This window comes from Propionispira arboris (genome assembly GCF_900109225.1).
GTDB lineage: Bacteria > Bacillota > Negativicutes > Selenomonadales > Selenomonadaceae > Propionispira > Propionispira arboris.
In genome coordinates this window covers 21,190-45,819 of sequence record NZ_FNZK01000027.1, presented here as the reverse complement: position 1 = coordinate 45,819, position 24,630 = coordinate 21,190, and the positions used below count along the sequence as shown (strand labels likewise).

The 24,630-nt window shown below is 36.3% G+C and carries 23 protein-coding genes; 8 read left to right on the top strand and 15 right to left on the bottom strand.

Annotated elements, in window-relative coordinates; all coding sequences use genetic code 11:
* Positions 1-9: 9 nt before the first annotated feature.
* From rpe to BMY14_RS19305, 10 genes are all read right to left on the bottom strand, one after another.
* Positions 10-660 carry a ribulose-phosphate 3-epimerase gene (rpe, locus tag BMY14_RS19350; protein WP_019552970.1) on the bottom strand — a complete coding sequence of 217 codons (651 nt, stop codon included), beginning with the start codon at positions 658-660 and terminating at the stop codon, positions 10-12.
* Positions 661-729: 69 nt separating this feature from the next.
* Complete coding sequence (locus BMY14_RS19345) at positions 730-1,977, bottom strand: PTS transporter subunit IIC (protein WP_245741499.1); 1,248 nt, start codon at positions 1,975-1,977, stop codon at positions 730-732.
* A 77-nt stretch (positions 1,978-2,054) separates the two neighbouring features.
* Positions 2,055-2,363, bottom strand: coding sequence for a PTS sugar transporter subunit IIB (locus BMY14_RS19340; protein ID WP_091835601.1), 309 nt, complete (start codon positions 2,361-2,363; stop codon positions 2,055-2,057).
* Positions 2,364-2,425: 62 nt separating this feature from the next.
* Positions 2,426-2,911, bottom strand: coding sequence for a PTS sugar transporter subunit IIA (locus BMY14_RS19335; RefSeq protein ID WP_091835598.1), 486 nt, complete (start codon positions 2,909-2,911; stop codon positions 2,426-2,428).
* Positions 2,912-2,992: 81 nt separating this feature from the next.
* Positions 2,993-4,900 carry a BglG family transcription antiterminator gene (locus BMY14_RS19330; protein WP_177177673.1) on the bottom strand — a complete coding sequence of 636 codons (1,908 nt, stop codon included), beginning with the start codon at positions 4,898-4,900 and terminating at the stop codon, positions 2,993-2,995.
* A 130-nt stretch (positions 4,901-5,030) separates the two neighbouring features.
* Complete coding sequence (locus BMY14_RS19325) at positions 5,031-5,891, bottom strand: ketose-bisphosphate aldolase (protein ID WP_091835592.1); 861 nt, start codon at positions 5,889-5,891, stop codon at positions 5,031-5,033.
* A gap of 17 nt (positions 5,892-5,908) precedes the next feature.
* Positions 5,909-7,282 (bottom strand): PTS fructose transporter subunit IIC, encoded by a 1,374-nt coding sequence (locus tag BMY14_RS19320; RefSeq protein WP_091835589.1) that lies wholly within the window; start codon positions 7,280-7,282, stop codon positions 5,909-5,911.
* Positions 7,283-7,336: 54 nt separating this feature from the next.
* Positions 7,337-7,786, bottom strand: a complete 450-nt coding sequence (locus BMY14_RS19315) for a PTS sugar transporter subunit IIA (protein WP_177177672.1) — start codon at positions 7,784-7,786, stop codon at positions 7,337-7,339.
* A 112-nt stretch (positions 7,787-7,898) separates the two neighbouring features.
* Complete coding sequence (locus BMY14_RS19310) at positions 7,899-9,872, bottom strand: BglG family transcription antiterminator (RefSeq protein WP_091835583.1); 1,974 nt, start codon at positions 9,870-9,872, stop codon at positions 7,899-7,901.
* Positions 9,873-10,228: 356 nt separating this feature from the next.
* On the bottom strand, positions 10,229-11,914 hold the full coding sequence (locus BMY14_RS19305; RefSeq protein ID WP_091835580.1) for a methyl-accepting chemotaxis protein: 1,686 nt from the start codon (positions 11,912-11,914) through the stop codon (positions 10,229-10,231).
* A 233-nt stretch (positions 11,915-12,147) separates the two neighbouring features.
* Between BMY14_RS19305 and BMY14_RS19300 the strand changes: the two genes are divergently transcribed.
* Positions 12,148-12,696: a site-specific integrase gene (locus tag BMY14_RS19300; protein ID WP_019552955.1), complete on the top strand. Its 549-nt coding sequence runs from the start codon at positions 12,148-12,150 to the stop codon at positions 12,694-12,696.
* A gap of 274 nt (positions 12,697-12,970) precedes the next feature.
* Here BMY14_RS19300 and BMY14_RS19295 read toward each other — a convergent pair whose 3' ends face one another.
* The 3 genes from BMY14_RS19295 to BMY14_RS19285 are packed head-to-tail and all read right to left on the bottom strand — an operon-like array spanning position 12,971 to position 15,838.
* Positions 12,971-14,308 (bottom strand): MATE family efflux transporter, encoded by a 1,338-nt coding sequence (locus BMY14_RS19295; protein ID WP_026329270.1) that lies wholly within the window; start codon positions 14,306-14,308, stop codon positions 12,971-12,973.
* Positions 14,309-14,350: 42 nt separating this feature from the next.
* A complete protein-coding gene (locus tag BMY14_RS19290) occupies positions 14,351-15,157 on the bottom strand; it encodes a MerR family transcriptional regulator (protein WP_091835577.1) in 807 nt (268 codons plus the stop codon).
* A 30-nt stretch (positions 15,158-15,187) separates the two neighbouring features.
* On the bottom strand, positions 15,188-15,838 hold the full coding sequence (locus BMY14_RS19285) for a class II aldolase/adducin family protein (RefSeq protein WP_091835574.1): 651 nt from the start codon (positions 15,836-15,838) through the stop codon (positions 15,188-15,190).
* A gap of 315 nt (positions 15,839-16,153) precedes the next feature.
* Between BMY14_RS19285 and BMY14_RS19280 the strand changes: the two genes are divergently transcribed.
* The 7 genes from BMY14_RS19280 (at position 16,154) to BMY14_RS19250 (ending at position 23,449) form a co-directional block, all read left to right on the top strand.
* Entirely contained in the window at positions 16,154-17,197 is a 1,044-nt protein-coding gene (locus tag BMY14_RS19280; protein WP_091835571.1) for a galactitol-1-phosphate 5-dehydrogenase, read from the top strand.
* Between the two features lie 164 nt (positions 17,198-17,361).
* On the top strand, positions 17,362-19,290 hold the full coding sequence (locus BMY14_RS19275; RefSeq protein ID WP_091835568.1) for a BglG family transcription antiterminator: 1,929 nt from the start codon (positions 17,362-17,364) through the stop codon (positions 19,288-19,290).
* A 14-nt stretch (positions 19,291-19,304) separates the two neighbouring features.
* Positions 19,305-19,772 (top strand): PTS sugar transporter subunit IIA, encoded by a 468-nt coding sequence (locus BMY14_RS19270; protein WP_091835565.1) that lies wholly within the window; start codon positions 19,305-19,307, stop codon positions 19,770-19,772.
* A gap of 40 nt (positions 19,773-19,812) precedes the next feature.
* On the top strand, positions 19,813-20,088 hold the full coding sequence (gene gatB / locus BMY14_RS19265; RefSeq protein ID WP_019555100.1) for a PTS galactitol transporter subunit IIB: 276 nt from the start codon (positions 19,813-19,815) through the stop codon (positions 20,086-20,088).
* A 53-nt stretch (positions 20,089-20,141) separates the two neighbouring features.
* Positions 20,142-21,521 carry a PTS galactitol transporter subunit IIC gene (locus BMY14_RS19260; protein WP_091835562.1) on the top strand — a complete coding sequence of 460 codons (1,380 nt, stop codon included), beginning with the start codon at positions 20,142-20,144 and terminating at the stop codon, positions 21,519-21,521.
* Between the two features lie 124 nt (positions 21,522-21,645).
* Complete coding sequence (locus tag BMY14_RS19255; protein WP_091835559.1) at positions 21,646-22,503, top strand: tagatose bisphosphate family class II aldolase; 858 nt, start codon at positions 21,646-21,648, stop codon at positions 22,501-22,503.
* 16 nt (positions 22,504-22,519) lie between these two features.
* Entirely contained in the window at positions 22,520-23,449 is a 930-nt protein-coding gene (locus BMY14_RS19250) for a 1-phosphofructokinase family hexose kinase (protein WP_091835556.1), read from the top strand.
* 146 nt (positions 23,450-23,595) lie between these two features.
* Here BMY14_RS19250 and BMY14_RS19245 read toward each other — a convergent pair whose 3' ends face one another.
* Together BMY14_RS19245 and BMY14_RS19240 are read right to left on the bottom strand one after the other, a co-directional pair.
* On the bottom strand, positions 23,596-23,922 hold the full coding sequence (locus BMY14_RS19245) for a PTS sugar transporter subunit IIB (protein WP_091835553.1): 327 nt from the start codon (positions 23,920-23,922) through the stop codon (positions 23,596-23,598).
* Positions 23,923-23,959: 37 nt separating this feature from the next.
* On the bottom strand, positions 23,960-24,613 hold the full coding sequence (locus BMY14_RS19240; RefSeq protein WP_091835550.1) for a class II aldolase/adducin family protein: 654 nt from the start codon (positions 24,611-24,613) through the stop codon (positions 23,960-23,962).
* Positions 24,614-24,630: the final 17 nt, after the last annotated feature.

Genomic DNA, 24,630 nt, shown 5'->3' with positions numbered 1-24,630 from the left:
CATATTCAATTATTTTAATATTTTTTGTAATTTTAAAATATTTTCTTTTTTATCTCCATCAAACAAATAACTTCCGACAACAAACATAGAAGCTCCAATATTTGAAGCTTTTTTAATTCGGTTTGGGTCCATTCGACCATCTATCTCAATTTCAACCATTCGATTATCAATCAGCTCCTTTGTTTCTTTGATTTTACCGTAAATATTATCAATGAATTGTTGATTCCAATGTCCTGGATTAATAGACATAAGTAAAACAAAATCGATGTCTTCAATCATATATTTTAAAACAGCAGGTGGCGTCGCTGGATTAAGTGCGATACCTGCACGTACCCCCTTGTTTTTAATATTTTTCACCACTTCATGAGCATGAAGTGTAGATTCATAATGTATAGAAATGAAATCAGCACCAGCATCTATAACTCTATCAATTATTTTTTCTGGTCGAGCAACCATCAAATGAACATCTATTTTCATAGATGTATTTTCTTTTATTCGTTTTATTTGGTCAGGACCAAATGCAATATTAGGAACATAGTTTCCATCCATCATATCAATATGTAAAATATCCATATGATTTTTTTCTAAAAAGACAATATCATCTCTTAAATTTAACAAATCAGCATTAAAAACTGAAGGAATAATTTTTATCATATTCATGTAAATTTCTCCTATTATTAACTCCATATATATTTTATAGATTTAATATTAACTATAATTTTCTTACATTTATTGGAATATTGTACTTAACCAATAAATAAGAACGCCCCAAATAGGTGAACCAACAGATACATCTGTTCCTAATCCGTTAATACTCAACCCAGCTGCATTGAGCATTGCTGTAGCTCCAGGTGCCACATAAGCACAGGTATACATTGAAATTATGCAATAAATGAGCGTAGAAATAACCGATCGAAATAAATTACCATTACTAGCAAGTGTACAAACTACTGCAAAATAACAGACTGACGTCAGCATTCCCACCGGGAAAAATTGAACACCTGGTAAAATTAAAGCAAACAAAATCACGAGCGGTATCGTAACAACTGTTGTTGTAATAGTCGTGGGGTCCCCCAACCCTAGAGCAACATCCATCCCAATAATTATTTCTTTTTCTGTTTCTATCCTCTTTTTTATAAAACTATTTGCTGCTTTTCCAACCGGAGCTAAACCTTCCATCATAATCCCAACCATTTTAGGCATCAATAGCATAACTCCTGCAATTCCTATCCCCATGGTGACCGTATTAGAAAAATTTTGTTTTGTTAGGATACCAAGTAATGCTCCTACAAACAAACCTATAAGAACTGGATCTCCCATAATTCCTAATCTCTTATTTGCCTTTTCTATACTGAAATCTATTTTGTTTAAGCCTGGAATCAAATCAATAATCTTATTAATAATGAGAGCTACAGGAAAAGTCCACGCAATTAAATTAACGGTTGTACAGGTAGTTCCTTCCAACCCAAAGTATTTTTGCCATCTTGGTGCTAATTGATCTCCTACAAAAATTGCAATAACTGACATTAAAATTGTAACTAAAAACCCAGCAATAGCACTACTAAATAATACATATGTTAAAAATCCTGGTATTAAAAAATGCATATAATTCCATATATCAATATTCATTGTTCTTACGGCACCAAATCTAATTAATGCTAAATTGATAAATAAACCGACTGGAATTGCGAGTGCTGCGAAAGGAGCCATCCATGAAGCTGCACCAACAGCAGCCCAGCCAATATCAATAATCGTATAACCTGATCCTAATTTTTGATAAAATGAAACAGCTGGTTCTAATGTCGAAGTTAATAAAGTTATAATTAAACCTAACCCTAAAAATCCTAACCCAACTGTCAGCCCTGCTTTAATAGCATCTCTTAATTTCATTCTAAAAAACAAACCTAATGAACAGATAATAATAGGCAAAATAGCCTTAGCACCTAATCCTAAAACCTCTTGAATACCTGCCAACATTGTTTCCAAAATAAAACATCCCCTTTATATATTTTTCACTGAATCGAATAAGCATCAGGAATGATATCCTTCCTATTTCATTGTTTTAATTGTTGATAAATTCCCAATATTTGTTTTTTGACTTTTTCTCGCAAAGCATCTTCATTAATTCCTGTAATAAACCCTGTAATACTTATATGAGGTATTTGCGTTTTACCCGTATAATTATTTGTTGTCAAAATAAGATCTACATTTTTTTCCATGGAAGATATTTCAGTCATAGTACACTTAATAATCTCAAAAGAAGAAATCTTTAAATTCTTACATATTTCTTTTACTACATCAGCACCAATCGTAGAAGTAGCTATTCCACTGCCACAAGCAATCAATATTTTAATTTTTTTCATGTTCATCATCCTCACTTTAGTATTGATCATTATGCTTTGTCTTATAATATGGACCTCAAGAATCATGCTGGATCTAATAAACGCCCCCCCAATGAATCAGTTGATAACAAGCTTATTATTTTTTCCGAAGAAGCAGCTTTTTTCATTTTTAAAATTAATTTTTTATTTTTTATAATACAAATAACCTCCTTCAAAAACTTTATATGATCTTGATCATTGTTCATACCTAAAAAAAACACATATTCGACCGGTATTTCTATCTCTGGATCATCCATTTTATTCATGATTACAGGTTTATCTAAAATAACAACACTTACAAATGATTTTTTTACATTTTTGCAATCACTATGAGGTATTGCTACAAAATAATCTTCCAATGCTAACCCTGTAGGAAACTTAATTTCTCTTGATATAAGACTTTCAGAATATTGCTCATTGACAAAACCCTTATTATATAAATTTCTTGCAACTGTCTTGAATAAATCTTCTTTGTTGGGAAATAATTTATGAACCCATACAAGTTCTGGATAAACATATTGATCGATCATGTTAGTAAGCTCCTTTATTAATAAATTTATACCATCAAACTTTAATCCATAATAGTTAAGATGTTATGATTTAATGTTTTACTAAATTCTAAATATTTTAACTATTTTTTTTATAAAATATTGATAAGATGTACCGTTTAAAAAAAACTGTACTCCTTTTTCTTTTACTAAAAAGTGTATCAATTTAGGGAAAAAGGTATCCCACACTTCAAATGTTTCTTTTGCAACATTGATTAACAACACCATCTGTACATATTTCGTATTCCAAAGAATCGGTTTTTTTAAAACCAACACTGGTATAATTGTCTTATCAAGATCATTATATAAACAATGTGGAATTGCCAATAGATTGCTCATTTCGGTAGAAAACAAAGATTCTCGTTCCTTGATTGAAACTTTCCCAATTTCACTTATCATTCCTTTTTGTATCATCTGATCTGTCATAAAGTCTAAAATATCCTCTTTATTATCAAAATCCATTTGTGTATAGAAAAAATCCTCTCGAAAAAATTGTAAAATAAGATCTTTATTAAACATCTCTTTATTAAATATTTTTGACTCAATAAAGACAATTTCATCTAAATTTAATAAATAATTAACGTTTATTATTTTATCAGATTTGATATGATCGATAGGTATTGTTGTTAAGACCACATCCACCAAACTTATGATTTGTTCATTTAATTTATAACCAGGTATAGTGTTTACTATCTGTATACGATCTTGAAAATATTCTTGTATCCTTGCTTTCAATAAAACTGTAGTTCCAATCCCCGATCCACATACTAACAAGATTTTTTTTACATTTGCATTCTTTAAATTACCACGACGACTGAAGGCAGCCGCAAAATGAATTGCAATATAACCGATTTCATTTTCATTAACTTTAATATTTTTTTCCTGTTCAATAACTTTTCCTGCCATTGCTGCAATTTGAAAGGGCAATGGATATTCTTTTTTTATTAAATCTAAAGCCTCATTGTGAATATTCATATTGTTTTTCAGTCGGTTCATGGCAATGTCAAGATGCAGCGACAACCAATGGAGTAAGGTTTTATCTTCTGAAAAATCAATTCCACAAATTTGATTTATCATATTCATTATATTTTTTATCAAATTTTCTATTTCAACATTCACCTTTATATTTTCAAATTCAGAATATTTTTTGCTAGTAATGATATGTTGAGCAAGATAGCAAGTCTCATTTAAATTAATTTCCAAGCCAAAGCTAAGATAGATTGATTTAACAATATATCGTGCTGCCTCAAAAGATTTTGTTTGCTCTATTTTTGCAATTTGATCATCATTATAAATAATTAACTGTCCAAGACTAGCTCGTTTCATTAAAATAACAATATGTATTAATAAATTATCAATAGATAAATCCGTTAGCTTTAACATATTTTGCTCAATTACTTGAATTACAATTTTTTTCAGCAAAAGTAAATCTATATTAGCAAAAAAAGGCTGATAAACTTGACATACACTGCTTTTATATTTTGTGAAAATGTATTCAGAAATAGCATACCGGATTTGTTCTTCATTCCCGTATATTTTCATGCCCTTATTTTTGTAATTAATAATTTCCAAATGATATTTCTCCAAATTATTTTCTATCATTTTGATGTGTAGTTTTAATGTCGAAAGACTCATATAGAGTTTATCTGCCAACTCTGCCTGCGAAATACAAGTATCATTTAACGTGTTAATGATAAGTTGTTCTAAAATATAATCTGTTTGTTCACAATCATTCAGATTTTTTTTCAAAGTATTAAATTTATCTTCGTCCAAAATTTCTAAGGAATAACCATTTTTTACAGAGGAATGTATTATACAGCCCGAACTTTCGATATATGTTTGAATATATTTAATATCTCGCCGAATTGTACGCTCCGAAACACCAATAAGTTGTGCTAATTCATTACCTGATAATCCTTGAGCAGATTCCAATAACAATGATATAATCTGGAATTCTCTGGCTTGCAGCATGTTCATCACCTCTATTCGTTGATTTCATTTTAACAATAAACAATAAAGAAGCATAGCTATATTATGTCCGTTAAAACGGACATAATATAGCTATGCTTCGATTGAACTAGGCTTGTATACATCGACTTACTTAATACAATGATGCTTTCCCCAGCGTATTTAAGATATCAAATTTATGATGAATTACTTTTTTTGCTTCCTGTATACACGATGAGAAAATCATGTTTGGCTCATACTGATCTGGATTTTCCCGAAAAAAACGCTGACATTCTGTAAAAAAAGCACTTTTAACATCACTTGAAATATTAACTTTACAGATGCCTAATGAAACAGATTTCGTTACTTCATCATCGGGATTTCCCGAACCGCCGTGCAATACTAAAGGAATATCCAAACGTTTATTCAATTCTGCCAGCAACGGTAGATTTAGTTTAGGCGTAAAGTTTTTTGGATATAAGCCATGTGCTGTACCTATAGCAATTGCTAACGTATCAATGCCTGTTTTTTGAACAAAGTCCTGTGCTTGATCAGGGTCTGTATACGTAACATTGTCTACACCTTCATCCGCATAGTTCATAGCACCAATTGTGCCTAACTCTGCTTCTACTGAAACATTCAACGCATGTGCTATTTCAACAACCTTTTTAGTAACTTCAATATTTTCTTGATACGCATTTTTCGAAGAATCAATCATAACCGATGTATATCCATTTCGAATAGCACGCAACACATCATATAAATCAGCACCATGATCTAAGTGAATAACCACAGGTATTGGTGCTTCATAAGCAGCCTGCTTAACTGACTCTATAAAAACATCCGTTAAATATGCAATTTCATCAGGATGAATTTCCAAAATGACTGGAGAATTTGTTTCAGTTGCCGCATCTATAACGGAACGCAAGATTTCAAAGCTTCCAATATTAAAAGCAGGAACTGCAAATTGATTTTTTTTAGCTACGCACAGTAAGTCATTCATTGTATAAAGCATAGTTTTTCTCTCCTTTATTATAATTCATAGTTATTTTTTCTTTTTAAAAATGCCACACAGAAACAAGTTACAATACTTCCGGCAAGTAAAGCTGCGACATACATTGGTAAATTGCCGATGACATTTGGTATTGGCAATATCCAAATACCTCCATGCGGTGCCAAAGATGTACATCCAGCACCAAGTGAAATAGCCGCAGCTATCGCTGAACCTGCCATCAAAGAGGGAATAACACGAAACGGATCGGCTACAGCAAAAGGAATTGCCCCCTCGGTAATATATGAAAGTCCCAAAACCCAACACGACTTTCCCGCCTCACGTTCTTCGACCGTAAATCTTTGTTTAAATAAAACAGTTGCCAGTGCCAAGCCAAGCGGAGGTGTCATACCAGCAACCATACAGGCGGCAATGGGACCATAGACTCCAGAAGACATTAAAGCAATTGAAAAAGTAGAAATCGCTTTATTAATTGGTCCCCCCATGTCAGATGCCATCATCATGCCAATCAAAAGACCAATCCAAATCCCATTGGTTGTTCCCATATTATTTAAAAAAGTTGATAATGTATCCAGTAAAAATTTAACAGGTGTACCAATAATAAAAATCATAATAAACCCTGTAATACAAGTTGATAAGAGCGGTACAATAATAAGGCCTTTTAAGCTTTGTATTGATTTTGGTAAATGAATCTTTTTAAGTAAAAAAAGTGTTAAATATCCTGCGATAAATGCACCTGCTAATCCACCAATAAAACCTGCACCAATACTTTTTGCCAGCATTCCGGCAACCATACCCGAACAGATACCAGGCTTTCCTGCAATGGAATACGCAACCCCAGCGGCTAAGACTGGAACCATTAATCCAAAGGCAACCTCACCACCAATTTTATTGAAAGCTGCTGCCAAGATATTATAGGAAGGATCATTCGGATCACCGGCATGAATACCAAACATAAAACTACAAGCGATTAAGATACCACCGGCGATAACAAACGGCAGCATAAAATTAACACCCGTCATCAAATGTTTATATACACCTGTTTGCTGATTTTTTTGTTCTTTTTCCTCTTCAGCTAAATGAAATATACTAATATTTTTTCCTTCAACAGCATCCATGATAATTTGTCTCGCATTTTTAACAGCTTTGTCGATTGGTACTTCAATGACTCTTTTTCCTTCAAAACGTGTCAAGTCGACATTTTTTGCACAAGCAATGATAACAAGATCTGCCTCTTCAATTTCCTGTGGTGTTAAAATATTTTCAATCTCAATACCCTGTGTTTCAATTTTGACTTCATACCCCAATTCTTTCCCGCATTTCTCCAATGCTTCGGCAGCCATATAGGTGTGAGCAATCCCTGTCGGACACGCTGAAACTCCAACGATTTTCATACTAATCCCCCCACTTAAATTTTCTTATTTTAAAACATTTTATAATAAAACATGTTAAAAAATACGTAAAGCCTCAAACATAAAATCTTCATTTTCAGCTGCTAAAATGTTTTTTCTAAAATTCTCATCCATAAATTTTCGGGCAAGTTTATTTAAGATTTTCAAATGGGCATCATTACCATTTTCCGGAACTGCAATCATAAAAAGAATCCGCACCGGTTCATTATCAATCGAATCATATACGATATTATGTGCTAGTTTCCCTACCGCAATAGCTGTTGTTTTCACATATTTTGATTTAGCGTGTGGTATCGCGATGCCATAACCAATGCCTGTGCTAAATTCTGCTTCACGCTTTAATACATCTTCTACATACCCCTTGACATCCGTAATAATATTGTTTTCTTTAAAACATTGTGCAAGTTCAAAAAAAGCATCACTTTTTTCCTTTGACTGCATAGCCAAAATTATATTTTTTTTATCAAGAATGGATGAAATATCCATCTGCATGACCTCCTATGTATCATCTCTACGTTTAGAATACGCCAGAGTAACTTCCATATTCAAGCTGTTATAGATCTCGAATTTTTCCATATTCAATTCATAAATAAGGTATTTATCTTGATTTTTCAAGATGCTCTAACTCTGTCAATATTTTCTTAATATCCTCCAAATTAGCTGATTTTTTTATTTTCTTAATCAGAACATCATCTTTTATAATCTCATAGAGTGTTTTAAAAAAATACTGATTTGTCATACTGGTCGAAAAATTGACAGCCAAAATAAAAATCAAATCAACATTATATTCATCCCAAACAATTGTTTTTTTCAAATTAACAATCACTAAAGCAGAAACTAACACCAATTCTCTCGACCCATGTGGTGCAGCTATATATCTTCCCAATGCTGTTGATGCACGATTTTCACGCTCTAGCATACTCTCTGCGTAGCCTGCTTTTACATAACCTTTCTTAAATAAATATTCCCCATACTTCAAGAAAACTTCTTCCTTCGTTTTTAAGTCATCATTAAAATACAATAAATTTTCTGATTCTGATTTTCCTTCTTTAAAAGCATCTAAGACAAATTTACCTAAAATCCAATGACGAATCCGAGAGACATCCTCTTTTGTAAACATTTCCTGAATCTGAATCAATTTAGCCTGATCATTTTTAATCATATAGGTTGCATCAAGAATTAAATCATATTGTCCGATTGCCAAATAATTAAAATCATCACTAACACAAGTTTTGACGATCTGAATTTCCCGCACTTCCTTCTGAATGGCACTCTCTAAATATTGTGTAATCGTAATACCCCCATTACAAATCAAGCAAGTCTTAATATAGTTCCCCCGTTCGCGTCGATTAATCGCAGCAGCAATATGAAGGCAAATATATCCAATTTCATTTGAGTCAAAAGCTACTTGCTCGTATTTTTCTAATTCTTCAATAGAAGTCAACACCGCAAGATATATATTTGTAAACTCATGTCGAATCCGATAAATCAATGGATTTTCGATTTTTGCCCCATATTTTATTCTACGAATAGCAGGTTGCAAATGTAGCAGAAGATTATGGATCAAATCCTCATCATTCGCTAAATCAACCTGCAAGCACTGTGATACATTTTGTAAAAACTTCTCAGCTAAAGGTTGACTTAATTTTGTCGGATTCTTCTCGATAAGATTGTTTTTTTGCAAACGTGTTTCCAAAAGATATTCTGTTATTTCATACAATTCATTTTCAGGAATCTTAATTTTGAACATTTCTTCAATATGAATTTTCATCACCTGTGCCCCTAAATATTCATGAAGCTTTTTTACATCCTGCAGTGGTTTTATAATGATTTTGTGTATACATATCCTATTAATTAAAATATTAAGTTTTATAATTAAATAAAATAAGGAATTTTCTGTCATTTTTTGATTCAGTATAATTTCTGCCAGTAATGCAATTTGAATCGTCTTATCCGTAACCTCTTTGGTAAAAATCATGACAATTCTATTGTAATGATTTCGATCCAATCGATCAAAACTTGTAAGATTTAAGGTATCTTCATTAAGTGGAATATTAAGGCAATAATCTTTATAGGCCTCACGAATGAACCGTTCATTTCCCTCAAGCCAAATTCCATGATTTTCTTTTTTCATCAATTGAATATTTCGCCTTTTTAACCAATCTTCAATAGCAATAAAATGGGTATGAATGCTTGTTTTACTCATAAATAACATATCGCCAAGTTCCTGTGTAGTACATGGCTTAGCCGAAGTGAATAACACCTGTAAAATAAAAGAATAATCTGATAATTTTAATAAATTATTTTTAACAATCCTATTTATATTTTCAGCAGCAATCATACTACGAAGAGCATCTAACTCTTCCTCTGTTCCAATAAGTCGAATTCCTAATTTTTGTTTTTTTTCAAATACCACAGGTCGGATAAACGCTTGAAGTTGGTGCTGATTTAAATAATTATGGATTGTTTTTGTGGATACATGAAGTTGTTCCGCAATTTGCGCTACGGACATATAACTGCCACATTCCAAAAGAATCTCAATGATATTTTTTAACAATTCACTTTTCACCATACTTCCCTCCTGGATCTTTTATTTTATTTAAATATATGTTCATGATTAAATCATACCAGTTCATTCCTACTCTATACAATCTGTAAAAGTTCTTTTTTTTTACATGATTACCACAAAAATTATAAACATTACTTTTCTATAGACTTACAATTTTAAAAGCACCTTTCAAATTCGAAAGGTGCTTTTTCGTACAGTCAATTTATATTCATAAGCGTTTTGTCAATATTCCATGTGCGCTTAACATTTTTTGTATGCATCGATCGCTCAAACATAGAAACATATTACTTTATATACCTTTGATAAGCTGCAAGCCAAACAAATAACCGAAAAAACTTTTGCTTTAAAATTCACACAAATCACACACGAAATTGATTAACAGCCATTTGTAAATCTCCTGCCAAAGTAGCCAAAGACTGACTAGCTGTTGCAATTTCTTCCATCGACGCCAATTGTTCTTCCGTTGCTGCAGAAACACTTTGTGTCTCACTAGCTGCTTTTTTACTGAGATCATCAATTTTTTGTACAGAAACGACAATTTGCTGGCTTCCAGATGCCATTTGCTGTATAGATGATGAGATTTCCTTCACCTGATCAGAAACCTCACCTACAGCCATCATAATATCCTTAAATGCGATTCCTGTATCCCTGATTACTTTCGCACCAGTTTTAACTTCTAGTGTACCTGCATTCATAGCAATGACTGCTTGTTCTGTTTCACCTTGAATATGAGCAATCAATTCAGCTATTCTTTGTGCAGCTTCCTGAGACTGTTCGGCCAGCTTTCTCACTTCTTCGGCTACTACAGCAAAGCCTTTGCCTTGCTCTCCTGCCCGAGCGGCTTCAATTGCTGCATTCAAAGCCAGCAAATTCGTCTGACCAGCAATTCCTGAAATCGTGTCCACAATTTGTCCGATTTCTTTTGATCTCTCGCCCAGCTGAACTACAACCTGAGCGGAGCTATTTACTGTATTTTCAATTTGATTCATCTGACGGACTGCATCTTCCGCTTTTTGGTCACCATCTTTTGCTTTATCCGTAGCCTTCGCTGAACTTTCGGCAACTTGGCTGGCATTAGCCGCTATTTGTTGGATTCCAGCTGACATTTGTTCTACCACTGCCGATGCTGAATTTGCTGCATCCATTTGTTCGGTCGCACCAGCGGCCACATCCGTAATAGACGTAGCAATTTGGGTTGTTGCTTGAGCCGACTGTTCAGAATTTGCCGTAAGTTCCTCACTAGAAGCCGCTACCTGTTCTGCATTGATATTGACTTTTTTTATTAAAGTTTTCAATGCCACTACCATAGTATTAAATGCGACTGCCAGTTCCCCTACTTCATCTTTTCGATCAATTATCACCTGTTGTGTCAAATCACCGGCCGCCACTTTTTGTGCAACCCCAACCAATTCATTAATCGGACGCGATATACTACGAGCCGAAAAGAGCCCGATGAGCATACCTAAAATGGCAGCAAATATTCCGGCAAAAAGTGCTATCATCTTCGCATGACCTGCCAGTTCAACAGATCGATCCAAAGAAGCGGTAACGTTCTTATTTCGCAAATCTTGGTATTCATCTACTTTATCATTTAGAGCTTTCGCTGTCGGTGTCATTTCATTGATCATAACCTGCAAAGCTTCTGCATCCGCCCCTGCTTTTAGCAGGGGAAACAGCTTGTTTTCTGCAATAGAAGAATATTTATCATCTAGAGCTTTTACTTCTTTACTTAACCTTTTTCCATCTTCAGTGACAGAACTATTAATAAGATCATCTTCAATATTGCTATTCTCTTGAACGATTTTCTTATAATCATCCAGCATTTGCTGGTTTTTTGTAATAAAATAACCTCTCACATACCCAACTTTATCAGAAACATTGTTATTTAGCTTACTCGTCGTAAGTGTACGAGGTAAATCACGTGTTTTAACAGTATCGACAATTTCTGCTACATCGTTTACTTTCCACACCGTATATGAAAATCCCACTAAAGCTACCATAACCACCATAAAAAAATAAATCAACATTTTTGCCCTTAAATTCATTCTCACATTCTCCATTCCCCTATAACAATTTCATTTTCGTAACGAATCAAACCCAAATTCCGTCAATGACGCTGCTTTTCAAAACCATCCCCTGACTTAAGTCTCAATTTCTAGATTATTCTTTCCAATAGCGATGTAACACAATTGTATTATGTTACATATATCTATATACTAATGTATTATAATGTATTATATTTATATAATAAGAAACATTAGATAAGGTGAGAGTAATAATGAAATATGTAGAACCAATTCGTGACAAACAACAAATTAATGAAATGAAACAGTATTTAAAAAATCGAAATATCCGTGACTGCCTGCTTTTTGTCCTGGGAATTAACAGTGGTTTAAGAATTTCTGATTTATTATCACTAAAGGTAACTGATATTAAAAATCGTGATCGAATTATTATCCAGGAGAAGAAAACTGGTAAAATAAAAGATTTCCCACTATCTGAAACGTGTAAAAAAACGATAAATGAATATCTTTTAAGTACAAACCGCGACAGTGGCTGGCTTTTTAAAAGCAAAAAAAGTCAGCAGCCAATTACCCGCGTACAGGCTTATAGAATCATGAATATTGCGGCTCGGGCAATCGGTATAACGGAAGCAATCGGGACACATACACTACGAAAAACATTTGGTTATTGGGCATATAAAGGCGGTGCCGATGTAACCAGAATTCAAAAACTTTTGAATCATTCTGCACCTAGTGTTACTTTGGCCTATATAGGTATTACAAAAGATGAATTAGATACAATTTATATAAATTTAAATTTATGATAAATGACATTATTTAGTATAAATAGAAGGAATAGAATTGGAAATGTCGTATCTAAGATATAGAGTGTATTTTTTTCTCTTCAAGTAACACAATACAATTGTGTTACTTGAAGAGAAAAAAATGTCAAAAACCCGCTTACGTAGTATATTTCAAAACTAAAAAATCACTCATTTGATGAAGATAGGTGTGTTTTTCTAAAAATAACGGCCAAAACAAAAAGCAGCAGAAAAATCGCAAGGATTTTTCTGCTGCTTTTCTTACATCAAAAACGATTTATGAACCAAGTTTAGGACGAAAGTGTCTGTATAATAACACGAGCGACAAAAACAGCGTCAAGACTTCCGCTGCTGGCACCGTCAGCCAAATACCTTTTATGCCAAAAAATTGCGGCAAAACAAGAACGCCCACCCCAATCCAGACAATACCTTTACTTAACGCAATCAAAACGGAACTTTGAGGGCGGCAAATAGCCGTAAAATAACCTGATGCAATGATATTAAATCCATTTACTAAAAATGCCAGTGCATATAAGTGTGCACCATATACGGCAAACGCAATCACACGTTCATTGCCTGATTCAATAAACACTTGAATAATTTCCTGCGCATACAGTGAAATCACCGCAAACAAACCGATACCAATCACTACAGCCGAACCGCAAGCAAGCTTCAAAGCCTCTTTGACCCGTTCCATTTTTCCGCTGCCATAATTATAGCTGATAATGGCCCCAACACCGTCTGATAAACCGATCAGTATATTATTACCGATAAAAGACAAATAGCCAATCGCGGTAAAAGCAGCTACACCGACTTCGCCAACATAGCGCATGAGCGTAATATTAAACAAAAAAGTCGTGACACCCGTTCCGATTTCGGCAACGCCTTCAGAAGAACCCGTATAAAGAATCTGGTGTGCCAAAGGTTTTTTAAAGCTGCCCTGAAATAATTTCAGACTGGTTTTACCCATAAGAAACGGCAACAGCGACAAGATAAAAGCGATTGTATAACTAATTCCGATAGCAAAGGCCGAACCTTCTATCCCCCAGCCCAATTGTACAATCAACAAATAATTCAACAACATGTGCCCGATGACAGCCACGACCAGAATCATCATCGAATAGAAGGGATTCCCCATAATTTTTAACACATAATCCAAAACAAACATAATAGCAAAAAACGGTAAAAACCAGCTCGTATAATAAATATACATCGTTACCATTGGCAGCAAATGTTCATTCGCCCCCAATAAACCAGCCATTTCTTTTGTAAAGCAAAGAGCCGAAGCTGCCAGCAGAACCGAGCTGCCCGTAATCAAACTAAGTGCTGTTATAAACGTATCATTTGCCGCCTTAATATTGTTTGCACCCAAATATTTACCTACCAGACTTTGCGTACCAATACCGATAACGACACCCAATGCAATTAACAAACTCAAAAAAGGCATCGCAATATTCACACTTGCTAATGCATCTACGCCAATATAGATACCAACAAAAAAACCATCAACAATCGTGTTTAAGCCCAAAAACAACATTCCTGAAACGGCTGGAATTGTATATTTCAGAAACAATGTCGTAATCTTCTCTTCACCTAAGATATTTCCATTCATCATTATCACCCAATTAAGATGATAAAGCTTGGAGTAGATCCAATGTCAAGTTTTTGCCAAAGCAATCCATATTTCATAGTAATCCAGACCATCTTTATGAGAACTGGCCATATAACGACCAACCATATCTCCGGCGACTTCTCTTCCTGATTCTTGAATATATTGTAAGGTTTTTTGCAATATATCATTTTCACTCTCTACATAAGTCGTTCCAAGAATCGTATATAAATACTCTGCTTCCGGCAGCGATAAAAAGTTTTTAGCCTCCCACGACGGAAGCATACTAAAATTTGCTTTTTCAATACTAAAGCCAACATGTGCTAAACAAAAATTTGCATTTTCTACGAGATCCGCCGCATCTACAAACAGCATGTAACGTATACGATCATCAATCCAGTCTTCTTTTTTATATTCGCGAATCATACTAACAAGATCGTCTTCCTGATGACTCATAAGTTTATATTGAAAGCTTGGTGCCGTAACTATTTTAAACTGCCCCAAACGTTCCTCGCATGATTTATATTGTAACGCAACCTGTGTAATCATCGTCTGCAACTTTTGCAGTTCCTGTATCCTATGCTCAACAAGTTTTTGATTTTGATAAAGGATATTTTTGATATCACCAACATCCATTTTCGTGATCATCTGTTTAATATCCTGAATTGATAACTCCATATTACGAAAAAATAAAATATCCATTAAAACGACAATTTCATCATATGAATAATACCGATACCCATTTTCCTGATTTTTGTGTGAAGCCAACAGTCCCATTTTCTCATAATAACGCAGCGTATCCGTCGAAACAGAAAAAAGCTTTGCCACTTCACCGATAGACCATGTTTCGTTCATATGTAAAAACCTGCCTTCATTAATAACAGCCTATCTATGTAGAACTGTTGACTTCCGTCCTGGATGATTGTTGCCCAGTTGTTCCCATTGTTCAGGGGAAAGATCACTTATCTCACCGACCGTTTTTGCCATTTGATAAATTTTCATAACTGCTTCCGCGGCTTCCAGAATACTTACTGCATTTTCCATCGTTTTGCCAATACAAACACAGCCATGATTCGCTAATAAAATAAGTTCATGCTCTTTCATTGCCTCTTCAATACCATCGGCAATATGAACCGTACCTGGTTCACCATATGGCAAACAGGGAATATCTCCAAAAAACAAACCAAACGTCGTCGAACATCTGATATTGATACTTTTATTACAATAAGCATAGGCTGTTAAATAAGGCGCATGAGCATGTACTACAGCATTGCAATCAGGACGAGCCCGCAGGGCTGCTTCATGTAAAAGATATTCACTTGATCTTTTCCGTGTCCCGCCAATTTGCTGTTCCCCTTTCATAACAGCAATCATATCTTCTGTAAGTAAAGTTTTTCTGGTACCGGATGGAGTAATATAAAGCTCACCTGCCGTTCGATCCAAAATTGATATATTACCTTCAAGCGGATTTACGAGCCCCTGCGCCTCTAAAATTTTTGCATACTGAATAATTTCTTTTTTTAAATTATGATCCATATCCATACTCCTCAACAATAATTTAACGATTCATGAAATAACTCTATGTTCTTATTATATAAGACCCGATTGCTGCAAACAAGAAAAAGCTAGTGGAATGCGATTTACAAAAAATATTACTTCATAATTAAACCTGTGATTAATATTTCTTCTCAGGCAAAACCTTTAGTTTATTTTGTCGCAGCATTACACATAGATGTCTTTCGCCCCTCTCGATTTCCCTTCTATGCGGAAATTTTCAGACTATGGCGTAGAGAATCTTTTTGTTACACTTGGTTTGTCAAAAAAGTGACAAAATACAAAAGGAGCGATTTTATGAAAACAATGAAAGCCCTTCTTGTCGAAGGCGTAAAGGAACTTGTCTATAAAGACGTTCCCATTCCGCAAGTAAAAGAAAACGAAGTTCTCATTAAAGTACATGCCTGCGGTATTTGCGGGTCGGATATTCCCCGTGCCAAAGACGGCGGCGTCCATTCTTATCCCATCATCATTGGTCATGAGTTTTCCGGTGAAATCACTGAACTTGGTACGCAGGTAAAAAATGTAAAAAAAGGTGACCGCGTGACAGCAGCGCCGCTGATTCCTTGTTATACCTGTGATAATTGTGCCAAAGGAAAGCCTGCGATGTGCATGAATTATTCATTCATTGGCTCGCGTCAAAATGGGGCCATGGCAGAATATGTAGTTGTACCAGCACGTAATGTTGTACCAATTGCTGACAACGTTTCTTACGAACAAGCAGCCTGTATTGAACCAATTACCGTAGCTATTCACGGCATCGAACGGGTCAAGCAACTGGATAGCGGCAAATCCGCCATAGTTTATGGCTGCGGTACGATTGGCATTCTCACACTGCAATGCCTCAAAGCCAAAGGTATCGAACAAGTTTATGTCATTGATATTGACGAAGCCAAACTTACGCTTGCCAAAAAGCTTGGCGCATATAAGACCATCAATTCGGGAAAAGTGAATGTAACCGCCTATTTTGAAGAACATGGTAAAGTAGATTATGCATTTGAAACAGCCGGAGTAAATGCTCTCCAGACGCAAATACTCACGCTTGTAAAGAAGAACGGCCATGTAGTCTATATTGGTACGGCACAGCGTGATATCACAATTCCGGCAAGTACATTCGAACTCATCCTGCGTGGTGAACTCAATATCACCGGCTCCTGGATGAGTTATTCGGCCCCATTTCCTGGTAACGAATGGACCGCAGCTGTTGAATACCTCAAATCAGGTAAAGTAAAAGTAGACGAAATCATCACACACACATTTCCGCTTTCTGCTGGCTATGAAGCTTTTGATACCTTGTTAGCAAAAGAGAAAAAAACATTAAAAGTTATGTATATAATGTAATATAGTATATACATGACGAAGCGGTATAATTTCCTCATGAAAAAGTACTTTAGGAAAAACATAATAAATTCACAAAATATTTCCTCAATGAAAGGAAATAGACAGCCTATGCGCTTTTACCGCTTTTTGATACACTTGTTTTAAGGCAGAAAGGATTGACAACGATGCTAAGTGAAAGACAGCAAAAAATCATAAGGCTGCTCCAACAACACCAAGATGGTCTGACGGGCGAGGAACTTTCTAAACGGATTGGCGTCTCTTCCCGAACAATCCGCACGGATGTTAAAAACACTTCCACTACACTTGAATCAAAGGGGGCCAGAATTCATTCAGACACCCGTTCCGGATATACACTAGAAATATTTGATACAAATTTATTTAGAAAATTGACGGATCAAATGCCTGGTATCTATATTGGATCCATGGACGACAGAGTAGCCTTTATCCTGCAAAAATTTCTACAAGGTGCATTGGAAAATAAACCTCTCACACAGCAACAATTGGCAAATGATCTTTTCATCAGCCTTTCCACCCTAAAAAACAGCTTAAAAGAAGCTGCAAAAAAACTGGCCGTATATGATTTAGAATTCAGAACCTACAAAACACAAGGTATGCAAATTAGTGGCAATGAGGCAAAGCTCCGCTATTTTTTGGCAGAATATTGTTCGGATCGAAAAGAAACAAATGCCATCGCCAAAGAAGATTTCTATCGACAGCTATTTAAAACAATAGATCTGGATGCTGTCGAAAAAATTATTTTACGTGTCATTACAGCCTATGAAATTCGACTAACCGACATGGCTGTGCAAAATCTGCTCATCCACATAGCAATCGCTATGAAGCGCGCCAATCAAGAAAACTACATGGTCTACACCGTCAGCCAAACAAAAATGATGGAAAAAACAAAAGAATTTGAAGTTGCTGCTTCGATCTTTGAAGAAATCTATCGCGAAATGTCCATTGACGTAGCTACAAGTGAGGTGTACTACCTAACGCAGCATCTTATGACTAGTAAAAAATACATGGATGTCGATGATGCAGCGCTTGATCGTACTATAGAAATGGTAAAAAAAATACTCCTTGTTATCAACGAAAATGTAAGCATTGATTTTTCTAAAGATGAAGTGCTCATCCAATGGCTGGCACTGCACTTAAAAACATCCATACCACGCATGCGTTTTCAAATGAATATCCGCAATGATGTATTGGAAGTTATCAAATCTGAATATCCATTAGCCTTTCAAATTGCGGTTATCGCCAGCCACTACCTTGAAACACAGGAGAACATTACCGTCAACGAAAACGAAATTGGCTATATTGCGGTTCATTTTGGTGCCGCTCTCAGCCGTATGGATATCAAAAATGATGCTTGCGTCAAACGAGCACTGCTCGTTTGTGCAACAGGTATCGGTACCGCCGTTCTACTTAGAACATGTCTTGAAGAAAACTTCAAAAGCCGCATAAAAATTGTCGATACAATTCCTGGTTATCAATTAGAACAACGTATCATTGACGATGTAGATATGGTAATCACGACCGTTCCCATCAAACATATTCAATCTGATAAAATTATTTTGATTCAGCACCTTTTAAATCAAAATGAACTCCAGCTACTGCAGCAAAAGTTTTTTTCGCCACAAACGAATGCCGGTACTGAAATTGAGACATTCTTTCATAAAGACTGTTTTAATACCGGTCTTCAGTTTAAAACCAAGGAAGACATTCTTGAATTTCTTACAGAACAGCTTAAAAGTAAAAATTTTATGAATGACGAAGCAAAAGCCTCTGTCTTCGAGCGAGAAGAAGCCTCCCCAACTGAAATTGGCAATCTGGTAGCAATTCCGCATCCCATTTACAACGATCCTCCCGTCTCATCCATTGCTGTTTTAATCTTAGACAAACCAATTATGTGGGATGAACATCATGTCCAACTCGTATTTCTGATCAGTATTGCAAAATCACAATTCAAATTATGGGAAACGATTTTCCTCAAATTATTTAAATATCTTGTCCAAGACAATGGAGTTAAAGAAATCCTTCATGATGCTAACTATGAAGCATTCATCAAAAATTTCAAAAAGCAGTTTTCTTAGAGGTGATTAAAATAATGAATATGACAAATTTATTGAATGAAAAGTTGATTTGCCTGGACGGAACAGCTGCTGACAGTACTGAAGCAATTAACCTGCTGGGTACTATGATGGTACAGGACGGTTATATCCATCCTTCCTACATTGGAGCTATACACAAAAGAGAGATAAACTTTCCTACAGGTATCGTTCTTGCAAGCTGCGGCATTGCTCTCCCGCATGCAACTCCGGAAGATAATGTATTTAAAAACGGTATTGCTGTATTACGCCTGAAACAGCCAGTCCAATTCCACAGCATGGAAAATCCTGATGACAATGTATCTGTTACCTTACTCTTTATGCTTGCTTTAAATGGCAGCGAAAATCATTTAAATATGCTGCAGAAACTCTTTGCCATATTTCAACAAGAAACACTGGTTCAATGTATGCAGCAAACAACAAGTGCCAAAGAAGTGTGTCAGCTTATGCTGGACAATCTCAAGTAACACTCGATTCGAGAATATATGAAAAAGGCGGACGTTTAACATGAAAAAAATTATTGTAGCCTGCGGCGGTGCCGTAGCAACTTCAACAGTAGCTGCAAGTGCAATTAAAGACCTTTGCAAAGCCAACCAGATTCCTGTGGAAATTATCCAAATACGTATGTCAGAAATTGAAAGCAATCTCGACGGTGTGGATCTTATTGTTACAACCATGCGCATAAAAAAAGATTTTGGCAAACCTTATGTGAATGGTATGGCTTTTCTCAGTGGTATCAATAAAGAAACAACAGAAGAACAAATTTTATCCTATTTAAAGTAATCCCCTGCCAGTATTTATTTTAAAAGCATAATTCGAAATAGGAGGTTTTTTATTTGGAAACAATACTATACTGTGTACAATATTTTGTCGATCTCGGTGCAGCGGTCATGCTGCCTATCGTTATCTTCATCGTTGCGATGTGCCTTGGACAATCCTTTGGCAAAGCTTTAAAATCTGGTATATCCATTGGTATCGGCTTTATCGGCATCGGACTTGTTATTGGGCTCATGCTCAATAACCTGGCCCCGGCAGCGAAAGCAATGTCAGCGAACTTCGGTATCTCTATGAACATCATTGATCTTGGCTGGCCTGGTTCCTCCCCTATGACCTGGGCAAGCAGTATAGCCCTTGTTGCGATTCCCGTTGCTATTGCCGTCAATATTCTCATGCTCATATTAAAGCTCACACGTGTAGTGAATATTGATATCTGGAACATCTGGCATTTTGCCTTTACCGGTGCCATTATCAATATCGCTACAGGCAGCTATACACTTGGTATTCTCGGTGTAGCTCTTCATGCCGCTTATGCTTACAAAATCGGTGACTGGTTCGCACCTGTAACTGAAAAATATTTTGGTCTTAAAGGAATTGCCATGCCCCATGGAACAACCGGCTGGTTCGCTCCGATTGCAGTTCCGGTAGATTTGATTCTCAATCGTATTCCTATTATAAAAGACATCGACATCAATCTGGAAAGCTTCGAAAAACACTTTGGTTCACTTGGCGATCCAGCTATTATGGGTGCTATCATGGGTATTATTATTGGTATTCTCGCAGGCTATGATGTCCGTGGTGTTCTCACACTTGGCATTCAAATGGCAGCAGTCATCATTCTGATGCCACAAGTTGTAAAACATATTATGTCTGGTTTGCTGCCTGTATCTGAAACAGCAAGAACTGTACTACAGAAACATTTCAAAAACTCGACCTTCTATATAGGTCTTGATTGCGCACTTTTACTTGGCGACCCAGCTGTAGTTGCAGCATCTTTGCTCTTCATTCCAGTTACCATTTTTATTGCAGCCATTGTTCCGGGCAATCAGATTCTACCTTTTGGTGATCTGCCAACGATTGGTTTCTTCATCGCTATGGCAGTTGGTGTTCACGGTGGCAATCTCTTCCGTACACTCATTACTGGCTCCATCGTTATGTTCATGACGATCTGGATATCCAATCAAATGATTGGGCTCCATACGGTACTTGCGGCAAATGCCGGCCAAGTAACCTCTTCCGTTTCACAGTTCGCATCCCTTGATCAAGGCGGCAGCCCTGTAACCTATATCTTGACGCAGATCATGAATACAACCAATGTTACCGGACTTGCTCTCATTGGAATTTTCTATGGTGCCTGTGTTGTCTGCACCTATTTCTGGCACAAAAAACAACTCGCAGCAATGACACAGGAAGCAGAACTTCGCTTAGAAAACAAATAATTTGAAATCAGCCCGCAAACAAAATTTGACGAATAGATGTTATAGCCTATAAGACAATTTTTATAGCGGGCAATTTTCTGCCCAAAAGTCGGCAAAACTCACTTAATTTATGGAGGAAAAAATCATGCATAAAATTTTATCAACCAAACAAATGCTTCTAAATGCCCAAAAAGAAAACTATGCGGTCCCCGCTTTTAATATTCATAACCTGGAAACCCTGCAAGTTGTTGTTGAAATAGCCAGTAAAATGCATTCACCGCTCATAATCGCAGCCACGCCTTCTACCGTAACCTATGCCAACTGCGATTACCTGATTGCCATGGCTCAAGTCGCCGCCAGACAAACGGATATTCCCATCGCCCTTCATCTTGATCACCATGAAAACGTTGCAACAATCAAAGCGGATATTGATGCGGGTTTTCGCTCTGCTATGATCGATGCTTCACATGAATCCTTCGAGAAAAATATAGAGATTGTCAAAGAAGTTGTTGCCTACGCTCACAAATATGACACTACCGTGGAAGCCGAACTGGGTAAACTCATTGGACAAGAAGACGATCTCATTGTAAACGAAGCAGACAGTGCCTATACCAATCCAGATGCAGCTAAGCTTTTTGTTGAAGCTACTGGTATCGATTCCCTCGCCATTGCCATCGGCACCGCGCACGGTCTCTATAAAGGCACACCAAAACTTGATTTTGATCGGCTGCAGCAAATTCGTTCGAAAGTTGATATTCCCCTGGTACTTCATGGGGCCTCTGACGTACCGGATGAACTTGTACAAAAAGCGATTACTATGGGTATTTGTAAAGTCAACGTTGCCACGGATCTCAAAATCCCGTTTTCTGGCGCAATCAAAGAATTTTTTCTGGCAAACCCTTCTGCGAATGACCCCCGTCGTTATATGACGCCGGGTAAAGATGCCATGGCAAAAGTTGTAGAACATAAAATCAAAATATGCGGTAGTGCAAATCGCTATTAAAACAAGGAGAAATTTTATGATTCTAGTTATAAACCTCAACCCGTCTTTAGATAAAATCTATACCATTCAAAGTTTAAAATATGGACAAGTCATGCGAACTGAAAACGTACAAAACACCGCGGGCGGCAAAGGAACCCACGTTGCCAATGTTATAAATATTTTGCAAGAAAGCTGCACCATTACAGGTTTTCTCGGTGGTCATATCGGTAAATTCATCGCGGATAACTTGGTAGAAAAAGGTATTACCAATCAGTCAACAAACATACAAGCGGAAACCCGCGCCTGTATCAACATCGCCACCGCAGATGGTAAACAGACAGAAATCCTCGAACCAGGTCCCTGGATCACGTCGCTGGAACAAACAGATTTTCTCACAACATATAAAAATTTGTTAAAATCTGCCGATATCATAACAGCTTCAGGCAGTCTGCCGAAAAATATAGAACCGAATTTCTACAATGAATTGATCACACTAGCCAATGCCGCCGGAAAAAAATTTTTGCTGGATACAAGCGGCAAAGCCTTACAAGAAGGTATCAAAGCAAAGCCATTTTTCATAAAGCCAAATAAAGATGAAGTGGAAGCACTCACGGGCAATAAAATCAACTCCATCGAAGATGCCGTTCGTGAAATAAGAACCCTTGTGCAAAAAGATATCAAACTGCCTGTTATTTCACTCGGTAAACAGGGATCCATTGCTGCTTTTGCCGGAAAAATATATCATGCCCTGCCGCCAACACTTGAAGCTGTCAATGCCGTTGGTTCTGGTGATGCCTATGTTGCAGGTATTGCCAGTGGACTGCATCGCCAGCTTGATATTCAGTCCATTCTCCGTCTCGCCTCAGCCTGCGGCACCGCAAACATTCTTGAAAAAGAAAGCGGCTTCATCCGACAACAGCAAGTACAAACACTATTACCTGATATCGTAATAAAACAACTCGCATAAATTACAAATCAAAAAGAGCCATCGATTTGAAACCGATGGCTCTTTTGCTATGAACGACGTATAAATTTGTACAATCAATTTTTTTATTCATCAAGAACAACCATTTTGCATTTTCACTTGCAGCATCTTTTTCTCTAAAAAACAGGCTATTTCAAAATAAAGCGAGATTCTCTCGTCTTTAAGTAAGACGCAATCTCCTTATAAAGCAATGCTGTATCTTTATTCATCAAAATGGGTAATCCACTAAAAATCTTAATATCTTTTAAATCAAGCGCATCAAGCGGGGTTGTATAAATAATAAAATCTGGACGGCTGTTTTGTACGAATCGTTCTAAGTCACGAATGCTACATTCCATAATAACAAAAGATACAATCCCTTCTTTTTCCAATCCAGTTTTCAAACGATTCGCCAGTAAGGTTGACGTAGCTACCCCGCTGCCACAAACTGCATAAATTCTAAATTTATTTATCATTATTACTCCCTCTTATAAATTTAGTGCTTGCTGCTTTTTATAAAGGCTGCGTTCCTTGCCCATAATGTTCAAATACCTCGACTGCCTGATCAACCTGGCTGGCATCTAATTCAACGACTTGACTGCTGATAGATCGTGCCAACAAATAAGTTTTTGCCGCTTCTTCTACATAAACGCAAGCATATAACGCTTCTTTCAAATCTTTTCCAATAGCCATTACGCCATGATTTTTTAAAATAACGGCTAATTTATTTCCTATATTATCAACCGTTTCAATCCCCATTTGAATACTGGCTGCCGAACTGAATGGACAAACCTTGACAGATCCTTTTGCTGCATTAGCAAGTGTCGTCACTACACAAGGAAGCTTATCTGAAATAAGTCCAACTGCCGTTGCATAAGGTTGATGCGTATGAATAACTGCCCGAACAAAAGGCATATTTTGATAAATATACAATAAAGCTACCGTATCTACAGAAGGTCTTCTAGTTCCTTCCAAAATCCCCCCGTTTATATCGACAACCAGCAGGTCCGATGGTATCATATCTTCATAAATCATACCGGACGGCGTAAGTAAAATTTCACCTGATGGCATACGTGCACTGACATTGCCTCCCGATAAAGCAATCAAACCATAACGATCAAGCTTCATGGCAGTTTTTATGATTTCCCCCTTTTCTTTTTCAAACATAAGCCAGCCTCCCCAAA

What these genes read in the sequence shown, in the direction of transcription:
- rpe (WP_019552970.1), bottom strand. Translation starts at nt 660, where the DNA reads ATGAATATGATAAAAATTATTCCTTCAGTTTTTAATGCTGATTTGTTA.
- BMY14_RS19345 (WP_245741499.1), bottom strand. Translation starts at nt 1,977, where the DNA reads ATGTTGGCAGGTATTCAAGAGGTTTTAGGATTAGGTGCTAAGGCTATT.
- BMY14_RS19340 (WP_091835601.1), bottom strand. Translation starts at nt 2,363, where the DNA reads ATGAAAAAAATTAAAATATTGATTGCTTGTGGCAGTGGAATAGCTACT.
- BMY14_RS19335 (WP_091835598.1), bottom strand. Translation starts at nt 2,911, where the DNA reads ATGATCGATCAATATGTTTATCCAGAACTTGTATGGGTTCATAAATTA.
- BMY14_RS19330 (WP_177177673.1), bottom strand. Translation starts at nt 4,900, where the DNA reads ATGCTGCAAGCCAGAGAATTCCAGATTATATCATTGTTATTGGAATCT.
- BMY14_RS19325 (WP_091835592.1), bottom strand. Translation starts at nt 5,891, where the DNA reads ATGCTTTATACAATGAATGACTTACTGTGCGTAGCTAAAAAAAATCAA.
- BMY14_RS19320 (WP_091835589.1), bottom strand. Translation starts at nt 7,282, where the DNA reads ATGAAAATCGTTGGAGTTTCAGCGTGTCCGACAGGGATTGCTCACACC.
- BMY14_RS19315 (WP_177177672.1), bottom strand. Translation starts at nt 7,786, where the DNA reads ATGGATATTTCATCCATTCTTGATAAAAAAAATATAATTTTGGCTATG.
- BMY14_RS19310 (WP_091835583.1), bottom strand. Translation starts at nt 9,872, where the DNA reads ATGGTGAAAAGTGAATTGTTAAAAAATATCATTGAGATTCTTTTGGAA.
- BMY14_RS19305 (WP_091835580.1), bottom strand. Translation starts at nt 11,914, where the DNA reads ATGAATTTAAGGGCAAAAATGTTGATTTATTTTTTTATGGTGGTTATG.
- BMY14_RS19300 (WP_019552955.1), top strand. Translation starts at nt 12,148, where the DNA reads ATGAAATATGTAGAACCAATTCGTGACAAACAACAAATTAATGAAATG.
- BMY14_RS19295 (WP_026329270.1), bottom strand. Translation starts at nt 14,308, where the DNA reads ATGATGAATGGAAATATCTTAGGTGAAGAGAAGATTACGACATTGTTT.
- BMY14_RS19290 (WP_091835577.1), bottom strand. Translation starts at nt 15,157, where the DNA reads ATGAACGAAACATGGTCTATCGGTGAAGTGGCAAAGCTTTTTTCTGTT.
- BMY14_RS19285 (WP_091835574.1), bottom strand. Translation starts at nt 15,838, where the DNA reads ATGGATCATAATTTAAAAAAAGAAATTATTCAGTATGCAAAAATTTTA.
- BMY14_RS19280 (WP_091835571.1), top strand. Translation starts at nt 16,154, where the DNA reads ATGAAAACAATGAAAGCCCTTCTTGTCGAAGGCGTAAAGGAACTTGTC.
- BMY14_RS19275 (WP_091835568.1), top strand. Translation starts at nt 17,362, where the DNA reads ATGCTAAGTGAAAGACAGCAAAAAATCATAAGGCTGCTCCAACAACAC.
- BMY14_RS19270 (WP_091835565.1), top strand. Translation starts at nt 19,305, where the DNA reads ATGAATATGACAAATTTATTGAATGAAAAGTTGATTTGCCTGGACGGA.
- gatB (WP_019555100.1), top strand. Translation starts at nt 19,813, where the DNA reads ATGAAAAAAATTATTGTAGCCTGCGGCGGTGCCGTAGCAACTTCAACA.
- BMY14_RS19255 (WP_091835559.1), top strand. Translation starts at nt 21,646, where the DNA reads ATGCATAAAATTTTATCAACCAAACAAATGCTTCTAAATGCCCAAAAA.
- BMY14_RS19250 (WP_091835556.1), top strand. Translation starts at nt 22,520, where the DNA reads ATGATTCTAGTTATAAACCTCAACCCGTCTTTAGATAAAATCTATACC.
- BMY14_RS19245 (WP_091835553.1), bottom strand. Translation starts at nt 23,922, where the DNA reads ATGATAAATAAATTTAGAATTTATGCAGTTTGTGGCAGCGGGGTAGCT.
- BMY14_RS19240 (WP_091835550.1), bottom strand. Translation starts at nt 24,613, where the DNA reads ATGTTTGAAAAAGAAAAGGGGGAAATCATAAAAACTGCCATGAAGCTT.